This is a genomic window from Haloterrigena turkmenica DSM 5511 (assembly GCF_000025325.1).
Taxonomy (GTDB): domain Archaea; phylum Halobacteriota; class Halobacteria; order Halobacteriales; family Natrialbaceae; genus Haloterrigena; species Haloterrigena turkmenica.
Window position 1 is genome coordinate 3,799,871 of record NC_013743.1, and the last position, 16,126, is coordinate 3,815,996.

The 16,126-nt window shown below is 65.4% G+C and carries 12 protein-coding genes; 8 read left to right on the forward strand and 4 right to left on the reverse strand.

Annotated features, from left to right (window positions below; all coding sequences use genetic code 11):
• Positions 1-3 precede the first annotated feature (3 nt).
• Both HTUR_RS18190 and HTUR_RS18195 read right to left on the reverse strand, forming a co-directional pair.
• Entirely contained in the window at positions 4-3,672 is a 3,669-nt protein-coding gene (locus HTUR_RS18190; protein WP_012944798.1) for a DNA polymerase II large subunit, read from the reverse strand.
• Position 3,673: 1 nt separating this feature from the next.
• Complete coding sequence (locus HTUR_RS18195) at positions 3,674-4,093, reverse strand: PPC domain-containing DNA-binding protein (protein ID WP_012944799.1); 420 nt, start codon at positions 4,091-4,093, stop codon at positions 3,674-3,676.
• Between the two features lie 344 nt (positions 4,094-4,437).
• Between HTUR_RS18195 and HTUR_RS18200 the strand changes: the two genes are divergently transcribed.
• The 8 genes from HTUR_RS18200 (at position 4,438) to HTUR_RS18230 (ending at position 13,298) form a co-directional block, all read left to right on the forward strand.
• Positions 4,438-6,018: an ABC transporter substrate-binding protein gene (locus HTUR_RS18200; protein WP_012944800.1), complete on the forward strand. Its 1,581-nt coding sequence runs from the start codon at positions 4,438-4,440 to the stop codon at positions 6,016-6,018.
• 99 nt (positions 6,019-6,117) lie between these two features.
• A complete protein-coding gene (locus HTUR_RS18205) occupies positions 6,118-7,119 on the forward strand; it encodes an ABC transporter permease (RefSeq protein WP_012944801.1) in 1,002 nt (333 codons plus the stop codon).
• Between the two features lie 2 nt (positions 7,120-7,121).
• A complete protein-coding gene (locus tag HTUR_RS18210; protein ID WP_012944802.1) occupies positions 7,122-8,159 on the forward strand; it encodes an ABC transporter permease in 1,038 nt (345 codons plus the stop codon).
• A 1-nt stretch (position 8,160) separates the two neighbouring features.
• On the forward strand, positions 8,161-9,330 hold the full coding sequence (locus tag HTUR_RS18215) for an ABC transporter ATP-binding protein (RefSeq protein ID WP_012944803.1): 1,170 nt from the start codon (positions 8,161-8,163) through the stop codon (positions 9,328-9,330).
• Positions 9,323-10,666, forward strand: coding sequence for an ABC transporter ATP-binding protein (locus HTUR_RS18220; RefSeq protein WP_012944804.1), 1,344 nt, complete (start codon positions 9,323-9,325; stop codon positions 10,664-10,666). The genes HTUR_RS18215 and HTUR_RS18220 overlap by 8 nt, the downstream gene beginning before the upstream one ends.
• 218 nt (positions 10,667-10,884) lie before the next feature.
• A complete protein-coding gene (locus HTUR_RS27540; protein ID WP_012944805.1) occupies positions 10,885-11,043 on the forward strand; it encodes a hypothetical protein in 159 nt (52 codons plus the stop codon).
• 261 nt (positions 11,044-11,304) lie between these two features.
• Positions 11,305-11,787: a GNAT family N-acetyltransferase gene (locus HTUR_RS18225; protein WP_012944806.1), complete on the forward strand. Its 483-nt coding sequence runs from the start codon at positions 11,305-11,307 to the stop codon at positions 11,785-11,787.
• 287 nt (positions 11,788-12,074) lie between these two features.
• On the forward strand, positions 12,075-13,298 hold the full coding sequence (locus HTUR_RS18230) for a putative manganese transporter (RefSeq protein ID WP_012944807.1): 1,224 nt from the start codon (positions 12,075-12,077) through the stop codon (positions 13,296-13,298).
• Positions 13,299-13,340: 42 nt separating this feature from the next.
• Here the strand turns inward: HTUR_RS18230 and HTUR_RS18235 are convergent, their stop codons facing one another.
• A complete protein-coding gene (locus HTUR_RS18235; protein ID WP_049941802.1) occupies positions 13,341-13,835 on the reverse strand; it encodes an outer membrane protein assembly factor BamB family protein in 495 nt (164 codons plus the stop codon).
• Between the two features lie 81 nt (positions 13,836-13,916).
• Positions 13,917-15,980, reverse strand: coding sequence for an excinuclease ABC subunit UvrB (gene uvrB, locus HTUR_RS18240; protein ID WP_012944809.1), 2,064 nt, complete (start codon positions 15,978-15,980; stop codon positions 13,917-13,919).
• Between the last annotated feature and the right edge of the window lie 146 nt (positions 15,981-16,126).

Sequence of the window (16,126 nt, forward strand, 5' to 3'; positions counted from 1 at the left end):
GTTTCACATGAAGTCTTCAATCCCACTCTGCTTGTTCTTGTCGTTCTCGAAGATGCTCTCGAGCGAGCGCTCGAGCACCTCTAACCGCTGTTTCGTGTAGTCGCGACAATCGTACTCGTCGGCGACCTTGATCGCGGTCTGCATGTACTTGTTGACCGAGCCCTTGTGGACGGTGAGGTTGACGCGGCCGCCGCATTCGCGGCAGTCGCCGGTCAGGGGCATTCGGCGGAACTTCTCGCCGCAGTCGAGACAGCGGGTCTCCTGTCGGGAGAAGGCCCGCAGGTTCCCGATCAGGTCCGGCAGGAAGTGGTACTCGATGACCCGCTCGGCGACGTCAGTCTCGTCGACGGCCTCGAGTTTCCGCGAGAGCTCGAGCTGGGCGTCCATCTTGTCCATCATCGAGCCCAACGTCTTGTACGCCGAGAGGTCGGGCCCCATCGCGATGTCGGTGGTGTCGTGGGTGTGTTCGAAGCCGGTGTATTCGAGGTCGGTGCCGAGGTTCTCCTCGGCGATCTGGACGTCGACCTCCTCGGGATCGGCCTGCTCGCGGGTCGCGAGGTAGAACTCGCGGGGATACTGCGAGACGACGTCCATGTTGTGGGCCTCGTCGTCGATCTCCGAGGGGTCGATGCGGGAGGACATGACGAGCGGGGCGTCCATCTTCCCCCCGCGCTGGTCGGGCAGGAAAGACTTACTGAAGTTGAGAAGTCCGTCGAGTAGCAGCATCACGCAATCTTCGTCACCGTCGCAGTTGCGCCGTTTCGCGGCGTGAAAGTACGGATGAGCGTATCCGACTGCCGCGCTCGTGAAACCGATAACTCTCCCGACAGTTGCCGCGCTCGTGTGGGGTGCCATCCCGAACACCAGCTCTCCGACCAGTTCCTGCCGATCCTCGAACTCGTAGAACGGCTCGAGGCCGTAGTACTGCTCCAAGAGATCGTCGATGAAGTCGGCGGTCTGGAGCATGTGCTCGGCGGCGCCGTCCGAGAGGACGATATCCTGTACTTTCAGCTCCACGAGCTGGTCCTCGTGGGTCAGCGGCTCGCCGTGGATATCCTCCTCGTATCCCAGCGCCTGTAGCTGGCCGACGTCGACGTCGAGTTCGCTGGCGCGGACGGACGTGACCGGGAGGTCGGTCATGTCGTAGCGGACGGTGCCATCCTTGAACGCCGAGACGTCGTGTTTCGCGCGCAGGATCCCCTTCTCGATGGGTTCGGGGATCTTGTTCGACGAGGTCAACCCCTTGACGCCTTTCAGGATGTCGAAGGCGTTCTCGCGTTCCCCGACCGACTCGAGGGCCGAGCGGAACTCGTCGTTGACGTCGACCTCGCGGTTCTCGACGCAGGTTCCCTCGCGTTCACAGCGGTCGCACTCGACGCGGCCGGCGTCGTCGGGCTCGAGGGACTCGTCGCAGTCGGGACAGCGGTAGTCGGGTTCGGTCCGCGCGTCGCAGTCCGGACAGCGGTTCTTGAACGTCTCCGTCGCGCAGTCGGGACAGCGCTGGCGGCCGACTTGGAGTTCGACGACGCCCGGCGTGTCGGACATCGTCTCGGCGTGCTTGGCGGCGTCGGCGACGTTGCGCTGTGCGCCGCCGGCCTCGCCGATCGGGAACAGCGTGTGCACGGGCGGGCTGAGGTCGCGGCTCTCTGACTTCTCCGGGCGTCCCATCCGGTTGCCGATCCGCGTGGGGGCGCGCTCGCGCACCTGAAACGGTGCGACTTCGTTGACAGCCTCGATGGCGTTGGCGCCGTCGGGTTCGTCCTCGCGGCCCCAGTTGCGGGCCCGCTCCGAGAGGTCGTCCGCGGACCACGTGCGCTCGAGTTCGATGCTCGGTTCCTCCTCCCCTCCGTCACGGTCGGCGTCGAGATCTAAGGCGGCGCCGTCGGCGACGGCTCGCCGCGGTTCGCAGCCGACGGTGCGGACGAACGGCCGCCAGTCGTCGATTTCGATGCGGTCCGCGTCGGGGCGCTGGCGGTGCTCGATGACAATCGTCTCGAGGGCGTCGGCGACGACGTCGGCGTATGCGAGGACGAGGATGCTGTCGTCCCCGTTGCCGTTCACGCTGCCGTCGCCGTCCTGCTCGATCCGTCCCTCGGCGACCGCCGCCGCGAGGTCACAGAAGGCGTCGACCGAAATGTCGTGCCAGAGGTAGGTGTACTCGGGGTGGAGCGGCGCGTCGTACTCGACGGCCCACTCGAGGGCTTCCTCGGGCTCGGGGAACTCGAGGTCGATTCGGGGGTCGTCCTCGAGGGCCTGGACGTCGGCGCCGGCGGCCGCTAAGTCCTGGACCCACCACTCGTAGGTGTAGGAGGCGGGCGCGAGCGGGTGGTTGTTCTCGACGAACTCGCCGTAGTTGACGAGGTACTCGCCCAGGTCCAGAATCTTCTCGACGCCGTTTCTGATCTCGAGGGCGTCCTCGGGGTCGTCGATCCGGCGGACGTCACCGTTGGCGAGTTTGACCGTCGGCCCCTCGATGGAGTCGACGGGGACGACCCCCGCCGCCTTGCCGGGGCGTTCGGTCTTGATTTGGGTCCCGGTCGCGAGGAAGTCGTCGACCAGATGCATCGCGGCGGGGTGGACGCCGGCGGTCGCGAAGCCGTGGTTGCGCGCGCGACCGTAGCGCAGTCGGAACCCGCCCTCCGCGCAGGGGTGAGAGAAGACGGGGCGGCCGGCGATCAGGTCCCGGAGGAACTTCGTGGACTCCTCGACGCGCGGGGGACCCTGCGGTTCGTCGGCGTCGTCGCCGTCCGCGGGGTCCTCGCCCTCGCTCTCGTCGGCAGCCTCATCCTCGTCGGCGTCGTCCTCGCCGTCCCCTTCGTCGGCCGCGTCGTCGTAGTAGGTGCCATCGATCAGGTCCTGGAGCCACGGCCAGTCGATCTCGTCCAGGTTGCGGGTGTAGCGCTGGATCTTCGGCGCCTTGAGCGCGATCCCCTCGGCCATGACCAGACACATCCCGCCGCGGGCGCTGTTGGTGTCGACCCGCTCCAAGTCGCGAAAGCCCGAGACCTCCTCGTCGCCGGTGGCCTCGCCGTCCAACATGATCGGCATGTGCTTGGCGATGAACTTCGTCTCCTTGTCCTTGGGCGTGTACTGGAGACCGGTCTCCTTGTCGTAGAGGGCGATCTCCTCGGCGTAGCGCTCGATCTCCTCGTCGCGGGCGCTGAACTGCTCGATCCCCACGAGGGCGCGGGTGTAGTCGGCGACGAGCACCGAGAGGGCCTGCGCCGTGCCGCCCGCCGAGCGGATCGGGCCGGCGTAGTAGACGTTGACGAACTCCGTCCCGTCGTCGTTCTCTAAGATCTCGACCTTGTCGATCCCCTCGATGGGCGCCGCGACGACCCCCTCGGTCAGCAGGGCGACCGCGGTGCGGACCGCGCCCTCGACCTTCCCGGCCTTGGACTCGTAGTCGCCGACCCGGCCCTCGGCGAAGTCCTCTGCGAGTTCGAGGGCGGCCTCCTCGCGGCTCATCTCCCCCTCGAGTTCGCGGACGCGCTCGGCGACGCCGTCGATCCCGAGGATGTTCTCGACGCGGTCGGCCATGTCCCGCGCGGTCGGAATCTCGACCTCGGGTTTCGGGTCCGCGCCGCGCTCCTTGGCTCGTTCGGCGACGTCGAAGGCCTCGTCTAACTGGGACTCGAGCCGCTCGAAGTAGCGTTCGTCTGCCTCGCGCATGTCAGAGCCACAGGTCCAGTTCGGTGGTCTCGTCGTACTCGCGCTCGAGGGGCTCCTCGAAGACGCGCATGTAGACCTCGCCGGCCCAGACGGTCGCCTCGTTCAGGTGGCCGGAATACGTCGTCCCCTCGTCGTCCGAGAGGACGGCGTGGGTGTGTGCGAATCGGTCGTCATCCAGCCACGAGACGTTGCCGACGCAGCTGGCGACCTCGAGCGGTTCGTCGAACTCGATCGGGTAGTACTCGCACTCCGCTTGATCGTAAAACCAGAGTTCCGCGTCCCGGACCGCGCCGAGGGCGGTAAACCAGGCCGCGTCGGCCTCGACCTCCTCGGCGAGCGACTCGATCTCGGCCCGCCAGTCGGCGCCGTGCTCGAGGCGGGCGACGTACTCGCCCGTGGTTTCGACGGCTCGATAGTTCATACCAATGTGCTGTGTTCGGCCGGAAGAAAAAGACCACGGGTTGGCGCGCGGACGACGGTCCGCCTCGGCCGGCGCGATACCGTGGTAGAGGGAGGTCGCGTCCGACGTCCGCGCGCATATCGAGGGGCGCGTTGATATAAATAAACGATACATTCAGAGATATTATAGTGTTTTTGTCAATATCGATGAAGAAGAATATCGCCATTAATGTACAGTATAATGCAATAACGTGCGAAAACGAGACTAACAGGATCTAGTACTAGTCCATTAGGGATCAGTAACAACTGATTTGCATTCGTTAGACGGTTGATACCAAAATAGATCGATTGGTATCACCAACCAAGATGGTGGTGAACCAGTCAACGACGCGGCGGCACCTCCTCGCTTCGGGGGCCGCGATTTCCGCGTCAGTCATCGCAGGGTGCATCGGCGGCGGCGGTGGCGGCGACGGGAAAGCCTTCCGCTTCACGCAAGAGCAGTCGCGAGAGGAGCAGTTCGATCCCGTCGTCTCGAACGACGCGTACAGCTTTCAGGTGATTCAGCTCGTCTTCGACGGGCTCTACGAGTACAGCGAAGGACTCGAGCTCCAGCCGAAACTCGCGACGGGCGAGCCGACCGTCGAGCGCGACGGCACGCGGTACATCTTCGAGATCGTAGAGGGTGCCACGTTCCACAACGGAAACGAAGTGACCGCCGGAGATGTCGCGCACTCCTTTACCGCGCCGGTCGAGGAGGAGACGGAGAACGCCTCGGAGTACGACATGATCGAGAGCACCGAGGTCATCGACGACTATCAGCTCCAGGTCGACCTCGGGGAGGATCCGTACGGCCCGTTCGAACTCGCGACGATGGGCGTGACGGTGGTCCCAGAGAGCGCTCGAACCGAGGACCGCGAGGCGTTCAACACGAATCCGATCGGCTCGGGACCGTTCACCTTCGCCGAACTCCAAGAGAACGAGTACGTCGAGATCGAACGCAACGACGACTACTGGGACGACCTCGAGCCGAACCTCCAGCGGGTCCGCTTCGAAGCTCACGACGACAACGCGGGTCGCGTCTCCGACATCCGGTCGGGGAACACCGACGCCATCGCCGGCGTGCCCAACGAGGACTGGAGCGTCCTCGAGAACGAGGAGAACGTCACTCTTCATTCGGCGGAGAGTCCGACGTTCATGTACATGGCGTTTAATTGTAACGAGGGGCCGACAACGAGTCCCGAAGTGCGGCGAGCGATCGCCCACTCGTTCTCGATGTCGGACTTCATCGAGTCGAACGCCGCGAACGTGGCGTCGCCGATGTACAGTCCGATCCCGCCCGTCGTCAATGAGGTCTGGGGCTTCCCCGAGGACGAGTATCAGGAACTGTTGCCGTCGTACGACCCCGAGGAGGCGCAGTCGCTACTCGACGAACACGCGCCCGACGGCTTCACGCCGACGATCATCACGCCGGAGGGAATCCGCGCCCAGTTAGCCGAACGGATCGCGACTCGGTTGGACGAGATCGGGTACGGTGCGGACGTACAGGTACTGGACTTCGCGACGCTGGTCGACACCTACACCAGCGGAAGCGCCGACGACTACCAGATGTACCTGCTGGGCTGGACCGGCGGTCCCGATCCGGACTACTACCTCTACCCGCTGTTCCACGAGAGTCAGGCGGGAACGAATCAGGGCCACTTCTACGGCGGGAGCGACGGGTTCCACGAGGCGATCGCCGAGGGACGCAACTCCGCTGGACAGGAGGAGCGCTACGACATTTACGAGCCCGTCATCCGAGAGATCGTCGAACAACTGCCTGCCCTCCCGGCGTTCACGCAGGACAACACGATGGCCTCGCGCAACTACGTCCAGGACCTGCAGGCACACCCGGAAGTGACGCGGAACCCGACGCTCGTCGCAGAGTATACGAACGTATCGATGGAGTGATCTGGCGACCCGACGCCGCGTCCCGGTTCCGAACGGTTCCGCACGGATCAGGAGGCGGCCGACCGGGGGCCACGAAACGACCGACCGACTCGCGAACACATGAAACTGCTCAAGTACACGATACATAGAGTCTTGCAGGCGATTCCCGTCCTGATCGGGATCTCCGTCATCACGTTCCTCCTCGCGAACCTCGGACCGGGCGATCCGGTCAGCCTCATGCTGCAGGGACAGGAACACAGCGAGGAACTGGTTCGATCGATCGAACAGCGGTACGGACTCGATAGACCGCTGCACGAACGGTACCTGACGTATATGGCCGGCCTCGTACAGGGTGACCTCGGCCGGAGCATCCACTACCAGCGACCGGTCGCCGGCCTCATGCTGGATCGGCTCGGACCGACGCTCCTGCTGGTGCTGTCGGCGTACGCGTTCGCGCTGGTCACGGCGATACCGCTCGGCGTTATCGCCGCCGACAGACGTAACGAACCGACCGATCACGTCTCGAGAATCGTCGCGCTCGTCGGCGTCAGTACCCCGTCGTTCTGGATCGGGATCGTCCTGATCCTCGTCTTCGCGGTCAAACTCGGGTGGCTTCCCTCGAGCGGGCTCGTCTACCCGTGGCGACCGCCGAGCGCCTACCGGTGGATCGACGGCCACCTTGAGCTGTACTATCAGTCGTTGCGGCACCTGCTGCTTCCGATGATCGCGCTGGGAACCCTGCAGATGGCGACGATCATGCGCGTCGAGCGCACGCAGATGATCGAGTCGCTGCAGGGCGAGTACGTCAGGCTGGCTCGCGCGTACGGCGTCCCCGAGCGGACGGTCCTGCGGAAGCACGCCTTTCAGCCGGCACAGCTCCCGATCATCACAATCGTCGGTCTCAACCTCTCGACCGCGATCGGCGGCGCGGTGCTGGTCGAAACGGTCTTCGACATCAACGGGATGGGACGGCTGTTCATCGACGCGATCCAGTCGAACGACTATCAGTTGGTGATGGGGATCACGATGACGCTCGGCGCGCTGTTCGTGATCGGCGTCATCATCACGGACATCTCGTACGCGTACATCGACCCGCGAGTCACCTACGGTGAGAGAAACTAACCATGGCAGTCGGCGAATCACAACTCGGAGGCGGTACCGACTCGGTATCGGACGAGGAGGACGAGGTCGAAGCTCGCGTCGGCTGGCGGTACACCGTCGCGCGAATCAGACGGGACACGACGGCCCGATGGGGGCTGTACATCGTGACGTTCGTCTTGGTCGTCGCGGTATACGCGCTGATCGACAGCAACCTCTCGCGGCTCACGTTCGGGCAGGTCTCCGACTACACGTTCGCGCAGTTGCTACCGATCTTCGATCACCCCACGCACATCCCGCCGCCGGGCGAGGGACGGCAGAACGTGCCGCCGTACTTCCCGCTCGCCGACCAGCCGTGGAACCCCTTACCGGCAGGCGGCACGCTCGAGTATCCGCTCGGAACCGATCCCGCTGGGCGGGACTACTTCACCCGCATCGTCTACGGCACGCAGGTCTCGGTGTTCGTCGGTCTGGCCTCGACGTTCATCGGACTCTCCGGCGGGACGATCGTCGGCGCGGTCGCCGGCTACTACGGCGGCCGGGTCGACGACGTCCTGATGCGGATCGTCGAGACGGTGTACGCGATCCCGCCGCTGATCCTCATCATCGTCTTCACCGTCTTCGTCGGCGGTGCGAACATCTGGTACGCGGTGCTCGGCGTCGGGATCGCGTTCGTCCCGGTCTTCGCTCGCATCATCCGAAGTCGGGTCCTGAGTATCCGCGAGATGGACTACATCGAGGCGGCCCAGGCGGCCGGCGTGAAGGATCGGAACGTCATCATGCGGCACGTCGTTCCGAACAGCTTCGCGCCGGTGCTGGTGTACGCGACGCTGCAGATCGGCGTGACGATCCTCATCGTCGCCGGACTCTCCTTCCTCGGGTACGGCGCACAGCCGCCGACTCCCGACTGGGGACAGATGCTCAACGTCGCCCACAGCAACCACATGCACTCGAACATCTGGCTCTCGATCTGGCCGGGACTGGCGATCATGATCACCATCATGGGCTTCAACCTGTTCGGCGACGGCTTACAGGACGCCCTCGACCCGCGGATCAACGACTAACATGAGTTCCGAACCACTCCTTCGCGTCGAGAACCTCAAGACGCAGTTCTTCACGGAAGCCGGTACAGTGCGCGCAGTCGACGGGATCTCCTTCGAGGTCCACGAGGGCGAGATCGTCGGCCTCGTCGGCGAGAGCGGCGCCGGCAAGTCGGTCGCCTCGATGAGCCTGCTGCGGCTCGTCGAGGATCCCGGCGAGATCGTTGCCGGCGAGATCACCTACAAGGGCGAGACGATCTTCGGCCTCGAGGAGGGGCCGAACGGCGAACTCCGGGAACGGGACGACGTGCTCTCGAACGAGGAGATCCGGACCCGGATCCGGGGTAACGAGATCGCCGTCATCTTTCAGGACCCGATGGAGTCGCTCAACCCCGTCTTCACGGTGGGCGGCCAGCTCCGGGAGTTCATCGAACTCAACCGCGGACTCCCAGAGGACGAGGCGAAAGCGGAGGCGATCGACATGCTCCGGGAGGTCGGCATCCCCGATCCCGAGCAGCGCTACGAGGAGTACCCACACCAGTTCTCCGGCGGGATGCGCCAGCGCGTGCTCATCGCGATGGCCTTAGCCTGCGAGCCCAGCCTCATCATCGCCGACGAGCCGACGACGGCCCTTGACGTCACCGTGGAGGGCCAGATCCTCGACCTCGTCGACGAGCTCCAGGCGAAGTACGGGACGAGTTTCATCTGGGTCACCCACGATCTGGGCGTCGTCGCGGAGATCTGCGACCGCGTGAACGTCATGTACCTCGGCGAGATCATCGAGCAGGCCTCCGTGGACGACCTGTTCTACGACACCCAACACCCCTACACGAGCGCTCTGCTCGACTCGATGCCCCGCCCCGACCGAACCGTCGACGAGCTCGAGCCCATCGAGGGCGTGATGCCCGAAGCGATCGACCCGCCCTCGGGCTGTCGGTTCCACCCGCGCTGTCCCGACGCGCGGGAGGTCTGCAAGCGGGTTCACCCCGAGCCGAAAGTCGTCGCAGGCGACGGCGAACCCCATCGAGCGGCCTGCGTGAAACACGACGTCTTCGACGTGGGCTACGAGGAGAGCCCGCCGCTCGAGGGCCGCGAGCCGACGTCGAGCGGGGAGGACACCGCCAGCGCCGACTCCGACTCCGGCCTCGCCGCGAACCCGACGGCCGACGACGGCGGAGGTGAGAACCGTGAGTAGCGGGCTTCGGTTGGGCGACGACAGCGGCTACGAGGGGGACGGCCCGCTGCTCGAGCTCGAGGCCGTCTCGAAGTACTTCGCCCAGGAGTCAGGGCTGTTCGCGGGGCTGCAGTTCGAGCCGGACCGGTTCCCGCCGATCAGTATGGACCCCGGGACGGTGCAGGCGGTCGACGACGTCTCCCTCGAGATTCGGCCCGGCGAGACGCTCGGACTCGTCGGCGAATCCGGCTGCGGGAAGAGCACGCTCGGCCGAACGATCCTGCGCCTGCTCGAGCCGACCGAGGGAGACATCTACTTCAAGGGCCGGAATCTGGCCGACCTCGGCGGCGAGGAGCTTCGGCGGACGCGCTCGGACATGCAAATGATCTTTCAGGACCCCCAGTCCTCGCTCGATCCCCGGATGAAGGTCGGCCAGATCATCGAGGAGCCGATGCGGGCCCACGACATGTTAGACGACGAGGGACGGGAGGCGCGGGCGAAGGAACTGCTCGAGAAGGTCGGGCTCGACCCGCGCCACTATAACCGCCACCCCCACGCGTTCTCGGGGGGCCAGCGCCAGCGGATCAACCTCGCGCGAGCGCTGTCGGTCGATCCCGACTTCGTGGTCTGCGACGAACCGGTCTCCGCGCTCGACGTCTCGATTCAGGCTCAAGTGATGAACACGATGGACGAACTCCAGGAGGAGTTCGGCCTCACCTACCTCTTCATCGCCCACGACCTCTCGGTCATCCGCTACGTCTCCGACCGCGTGGCGGTGATGTATCTGGGTCACATCGTCGAGGTCGCCGAGAAGGAGGAATTGTTCGAGAACCCTCAGCACCCCTACACGAAGGCGTTACTCGAGTCCATCCCCGTCCCCGATCCGCGCGAGGAGGGCGTCCGCGGCGTCCTCGAGGGCGAGGTGCCGAGTCCGCAGAATCCGCCCTCGGGCTGTCGGTTCCGGACGCGGTGTCCGCGACTGATCGCGCCGGCGGAGTACGACCTGACCGATGAGGAGTGGGCCCACACCCGCGCGTTCATGCGGGCGGTCAAACGCCGGACCTTCGAGGCGATGCCGGCCGCCGAGCTCCGTCAAGAGTTCTTCGGCGGCCAGCCGCCCGGCGGCGAGGCCGGCGAGATCGTCGCCGAGGCGATCGACCGGCTCGCGACCGACCGCGACGGCGGCTCGAGCGGGGACGACGCGGCCGTCACCGACGACGACTGGGACGAGGTGAGTTCCCTCCTGCTCGAGTCGTTCGCAGAACGGAGCATCTGCGCCGAGGAGCGACCCGCGTACGACCTCGAGCCGGCGGTCGGGTCGGGCGAACACTTCGCCGCGTGTCACCTTCACCGCTGACGGTTCGACATCGATCTCGCCATTGTATCTGATTTCGTACCCTTGATATCCTTTCTCTAGGATCGGAAATTGGTGTCGATAAATCACCCAAATTCGGCATCGAATAGGTCTAGAACGCCCGTTCGGTCGATAGTAGAATCTCTGGCCGTTACCGCTGGAACCACACGATCTTTCATCTCGAAAATACTTATATGCGTGCCGCACTTCTTTACTCATACATGAGTAAGATACTCGCAACCGTCACGGCAGGCACGCAGCGACTGGCAAAGACTCGACGAACGATCCGACACTCTCCCGAGTTCGGAGAGGACCGCACGACGAACGAGGACGGCACTCCCGCGACGCGTATCCCGACCGGCGGATTCCTCACCGGGTGAGGACGACCGCAATGTCCGCCGGGAGCGATCGCGACCCCCCTCCTTCCACTCGAGACTGACTTCGTAGCGACCGCCCCGGTTGCAGCAACCGGTCTCCGCTGGCTCGACAGTCGTTCGCACGGCGTTGTACCGTTCGACCGCCTCCCGCAACCAGCGTTCGACGCCCGTTTCGGTTCCACTCGAAGCGACCGTTCTAGACATCCGTTACCAACCCACAGAGTGGGTGAAACCACTTTGACAGCCGACGGTGTAGCGGGCGGTATGGAGCTTCGACCAGCCACCCTCGAGGACCGTCCGGCGATCAGGAGCGTCGCTCGCGCCACCTGGCACGACACGTACGACGAACTCGAGCCCGACGCGATCGACGAGACGATCGACGACTGGTACGGCGACGAGCAACTCGAGGAGGCCCTCTCGGAACCGGGGACGGCGTTTCTCGTCGCCGAGATCGACGACGCGGTCGTCGGCTTCACCCACGGCGTCGTCAGCGGGGCGGAGGGCGACGTCCTCCGGATGGCGGTGCACCCGGACCACCAGGGGCAGGGAATCGGGACGGCGTTGCACGAACGACTGTGCGAGGACCTGCAGGACTTCAACATGGAGCGCATGCGGGCGATCGACCTCGCCTCCAACGAGGGCGGCCGAGCGTTCTACGAGCGACAGGGATTCGAGCAGACTGGCGAGGGGACCGTCGAGATGGGCGGCGAAGAGCGCCGGGAAGTCGTCTACACGCTCGAGCTCTGATCGTCGGGACCTCGGCGCTCGAATCGGACGAGCGAGTCGCATCCGAGCGATTGTTCTCGAGACGCCGTGCCGATCGCTGACTGTTCGCTGACAATCGCTCGTACTGGAGAGCATACGGCGGCGAACGCAGCGTAGCCGGCGCTCTCTGTAGCGAGCGGTCAATCTATTGACCGTCGCCACACCGACCGGCAGAGGCTACCAGCAATTATATACAGTATGCTGCTAAACCCATGTTTAGAGATGTCTAATCTTTTGTTGGACCCCGCACAAACGGCGGGTGAGGACCCGTGAACGAACTGCTGACCGTCCTCCTCGAGTCGCTGCGGGACGGTTACGTGCAGGTGAGCGCGTTCGTCGCGGTGACGGTGCTGGCGTTCGGACTGATCCAGTACCGGACCGACGGCGCCGTGCTCTCGGTCATCGAGGAGAACGAGCGACTGCAGGTACTGTTCGGCGGCCTCCTCGGGCTGACGCCCGGCTGTGGCGGCGCCATCGTCGTGATGCCGCTGTACGTCCGCGGCACGGTCAGCTTCGGGACTGTCGTCGCGACGCTGGGGGCGACCGCGGGCGATTCGGCGTTCGTCATCCTCGCGCTCGCGCCCGAAGCCGCGCTGTACGCCTACGCCATCGCCTTCGCGGCCTCCGTCGCGACCGGCTACCTCGTCGATTCCGTCGGACTGGGCGTCACTCGAGTCGACGACGCCGTCGCGAAGCTCTCACCGGCGATGGCCGACGGCGGCACCGTCGTCAACGGCGGCGTCGGACCGAATCCCACCCACGACTACTGCGGCCCGGCGCCGGCACACGCTCACGAAGCCGGCCCGGATCGAGAGTCTCGAGTTCTCACCCCGCTCTCGCACCTCGCACACGTGCTGTGGTGGGTCGCGGCCGTCGCGGGGCTCGTCCTCGGGAGCCTCTACCTGCTGCGCGGCGGTCCCGAGGTCGCGCTGACCGCGGGCCTCAGCTTCGACGGACTCTTCACCATCACCGGCATCGTCGGCGCGGCGCTGTCGCTGTACCTCTACGCGATCGGCCGCCACTACGTCGGTGAGGGGGAGATCGCCCGGGCGCGCGACTCCTTCGGGTCGATCTACGACACGCTCACCCACGCGGCGATGGAGACGAGTTTCGTCACCGTCTGGGTACTCGTAGCGTTCCTCGTCTACGAGTACGCCGTCCTCCTCACGGGAATCGACGTCACGACCGTCGCCGCGGCGGCCGGGGTGCTCGCCCCGATCGGCGGCGCCGTCGTCGGCCTCATTCCGGGTTGCGGCCCCCAGATCCTGCTGGCGAGCGTCTATGCCGAGGGCGGACTACCGTTTTCGGCGCTGACCGCCAACGCGATCGCCCAGGACGGCGACGCGCTGTTCCCGCTGCTGGCCGTCGACGCCAGAGCCGCGATCGTCGCCACGATCTACAACTTCCTGCCCGCGGTCGTCGTCGGCGTCGCGCTCCACCTGCTGTGGGCGCCCGTCTTCGGGATGGCGGAGTACGGGTTCGGCGTGCTCTGATCGTTTCGAATCTGTTTTCGGCGGTCGTACGCGAACGCGTCGTCACTCGAACGCCGCGAGGCGACCGGTGTCCGTCCCGACGAAGACCGCCACGTCGGCGACCGTCGGCCCGGTCGCGATCCCGCCCTCGAGCGATTCGGTCCAGATTTCGTCGCCCGAGGCCGCCTCGAGGGCGTGGACGACCCCGTCGTCGGTCGCCGCGTAGACGGTGCCGTCGACGACCGCGACCTGGGCCTCGAGCGCGCCCGAGAGCGTCGTCGACCACCGTTCGGCGGGATCGTCCGTCGGCGCCGACGACGGGGTGTAGCCGTCGTTACCCGGCGTTCGCTGGAACGACGACCAGTCGTCGGCCGCGACGCCCGTACTCGACGCGTCGCTGTCGGCATCGGTTTCGTCGTCCTCGTCGGTATCGGAATCCGCGTTCTGGTCACCGCTATCGTCGGTCTCGCCGTCCAGTAGACTCGTACAGCCGGCGGCGGCGCTCAGTGCTGCCGCGCTCCCCGTCATCGCCAGGTATCGGCGCCTCGAGGCGTTCATGCCTCGCACAGGTCAGTGAGGAATAATAAATTCGAAGGAAAGACCGGCCGTTAGCGGTGATCGAGCGGCGGCCCGACCGGGTCAGAACTCCTCGGTCGGGGGTGCGATCCCCTCGTCCTCGCCGCCGGCGAGGTCGAACTCCTCGCGCACTTCGCGGATGCGGTCCCGAATGTCTGCCGCCAGTTCGAACTCGAGGTTGCTCGCCGCTTCGTCCATGCGGTCCTCGAGTTCGGCGATGTAGCGTTCGGCCTCCTCCTCGTCCTCGATCTCGCGGCCCGAGACCTGCGTGGTCTCGGTCTTACTGCCGGGCAGGTTGGTCTCGCCGACCTCCTTCTCGATCGTGGTGGGCTCGAGGCCGTGCTCCTCGTTGTACTCCTGCTGGATCCGGCGGCGGCGCTGGGTCTCCTCGATCGCCGACTCCATGGCGTTCGAGGGATCGTCGGCGTAGAGGACGACCTCGCCGTTGACGTTTCGCGCCGCGCGCCCCATCGTCTGGACGAGCGTCGTTTCGCTGCGGAGGAAGCCCTCCTGATCGGCGTCTAAGATCGCGACGAGGGAGACCTCGGGGATGTCCAGCCCCTCCCGCAGGAGGTTGATCCCGACGAGGACGTCGATCTCGCCCAGACGCAGCGAGCGAATGATCTCATGGCGCTCGAGGGTGTCGGTCTCGTCGTGCATGTACGCGACGTCGACGCCGGCCTCCTCGAGATACTCGGTCAGGTCCTCGGCCATCCGCTTCGTGAGGGTGGTGACGAGGGTGCGCTCGTCGCGCGCGATGCGCTCGTCGATGCGGTCCATCAGGTCGTCGATCTGGCCGCTGGCCGGCGAGACCTCGATCTCGGGGTCGACGAGGTGGGTGGGCCGAACGATCTGTTCGACGATCTGGTCGCTCTCCTCGCGCTCGTAGTCGCCCGGCGTCGCCGAGACGTACAGCGTCTGGTTCGTCTTCTCCTGGAACTCTTCGAACGTGAGCGGCCGGTTGTCGTAGGCCGTCGGGAGTCGGAAGCCGTTCTCGACCAACGAGTCCTTGCGCGACTTGTCGCCGGCGTACTGGCCGCGGACCTGCGGGAGGGTCACGTGGGACTCGTCGACGACGGTCAGGAAGTCATCCGGGAAGTAGTCCAGCAGCGTGTACGGTGCGTCGCCCGACTCGCGGTCCGAGAGGTAGACCGAGTAGTTCTCGATGCCCGAACAGTAACCCGTCTCCTGCATCATCTCGAGGTCGAAGCTCGTTCGCTCCTCGATGCGCTGGGCGGCGATCATGTCGCCTTGTCGTTCGAAGTAGGAGATGCGCTTGTCGAGGTCGGTCCGGATCTCGTCCATCGCCTCCTCGAGCGTGGTCTCCGGGATCGAGTAGTGCTCTGCCGGGTGGACGAGGACGGCCTGCTGGTCGCCCTGGGTCTTCCCCTCGAGGGGGTCGACCTTCACCATGCGGTCGATCTCGTCGCCCCAGAGTTCCACACGGACGGCGTAGCGGCCGTACATCGGGTAGATCTCGACGGTGTCGCCCCGCACGCGGAAGGTCCCCTGCGTGAAGTCGACGTCGTTGCGCTCGTAGTTCAGGTCCACCAGCCGCTTCAGCAACTCGTCGCGGCCGACCTCCTCGCCGACCTCGAGTCGCATGGACATGTCGACGTAGTTGCGCGGGTCACCGAGGCCGTAGATCGCCGAGACCGAAGCGACGACGATGACGTCCTCGCGCGTGAGGAGGGAACGGGTGGCCGAGTGGCGCAGGCGGTCGATCTCGTCGTTGATCGAGGCGTCCTTGTCGATGTAGGTGTCGGTCTGCTCGACGTAGGCCTCGGGCTGGTAGTAGTCGTAGTAGGAGACGAAGTACTCGACGGCGTTCTCCGGGAAGAGGTTTCGGAACTCCTCGTAGAGCTGGGCCGCCAGCGTTTTGTTGTGGGCGATGACGAGGGTCGGCTTCTGGATCTCCTCGATCAGCCACGAGACGGTGTTGGTCTTCCCCGACCCCGTGACGCCCAGCAGGGTCTGCTTGTCCATCCCCTGTCGGAACCCCTCGGCTAGCTGTTCGATCGCCTCGGGCTGGTCGCCCGCGGGCTCGAAGGGCGCGTCGACCGTGAACGGCCGATCGACGTCGGGACGATCCGGCTGGAGAGGGCCTCGAGAATCGGAGTCGCTCATTAGCGGGATCAGGGCCTCGAGGTACTTTACGCGCTCGCATTGGGTGTCGTCGCGTTTGGATGAGATGTCCGAATTGCACTGACGACTGCCAACATCACGAAAGCCCCTGCCGCTATCGAGGAAGGTCGACGATGTAAGCACCGCAA

Bases quoted from the DNA above. Each gene is read 5' to 3' on its own strand.
- HTUR_RS18190 (WP_012944798.1), bottom strand. From the start codon at position 3,672: ATGCGCGAGGCAGACGAACGCTACTTCGAGCGGCTCGAGTCCCAGTTA.
- HTUR_RS18195 (WP_012944799.1), bottom strand. From the start codon at position 4,093: ATGAACTATCGAGCCGTCGAAACCACGGGCGAGTACGTCGCCCGCCTC.
- HTUR_RS18200 (WP_012944800.1), top strand. From the start codon at position 4,438: ATGGTGGTGAACCAGTCAACGACGCGGCGGCACCTCCTCGCTTCGGGG.
- HTUR_RS18205 (WP_012944801.1), top strand. From the start codon at position 6,118: ATGAAACTGCTCAAGTACACGATACATAGAGTCTTGCAGGCGATTCCC.
- HTUR_RS18210 (WP_012944802.1), top strand. From the start codon at position 7,122: ATGGCAGTCGGCGAATCACAACTCGGAGGCGGTACCGACTCGGTATCG.
- HTUR_RS18215 (WP_012944803.1), top strand. From the start codon at position 8,161: ATGAGTTCCGAACCACTCCTTCGCGTCGAGAACCTCAAGACGCAGTTC.
- HTUR_RS27540 (WP_012944805.1), top strand. From the start codon at position 10,885: ATGAGTAAGATACTCGCAACCGTCACGGCAGGCACGCAGCGACTGGCA.
- HTUR_RS18225 (WP_012944806.1), top strand. From the start codon at position 11,305: ATGGAGCTTCGACCAGCCACCCTCGAGGACCGTCCGGCGATCAGGAGC.
- HTUR_RS18235 (WP_049941802.1), bottom strand. From the start codon at position 13,835: ATGAACGCCTCGAGGCGCCGATACCTGGCGATGACGGGGAGCGCGGCA.
- uvrB (WP_012944809.1), bottom strand. From the start codon at position 15,980: ATGAGCGACTCCGATTCTCGAGGCCCTCTCCAGCCGGATCGTCCCGAC.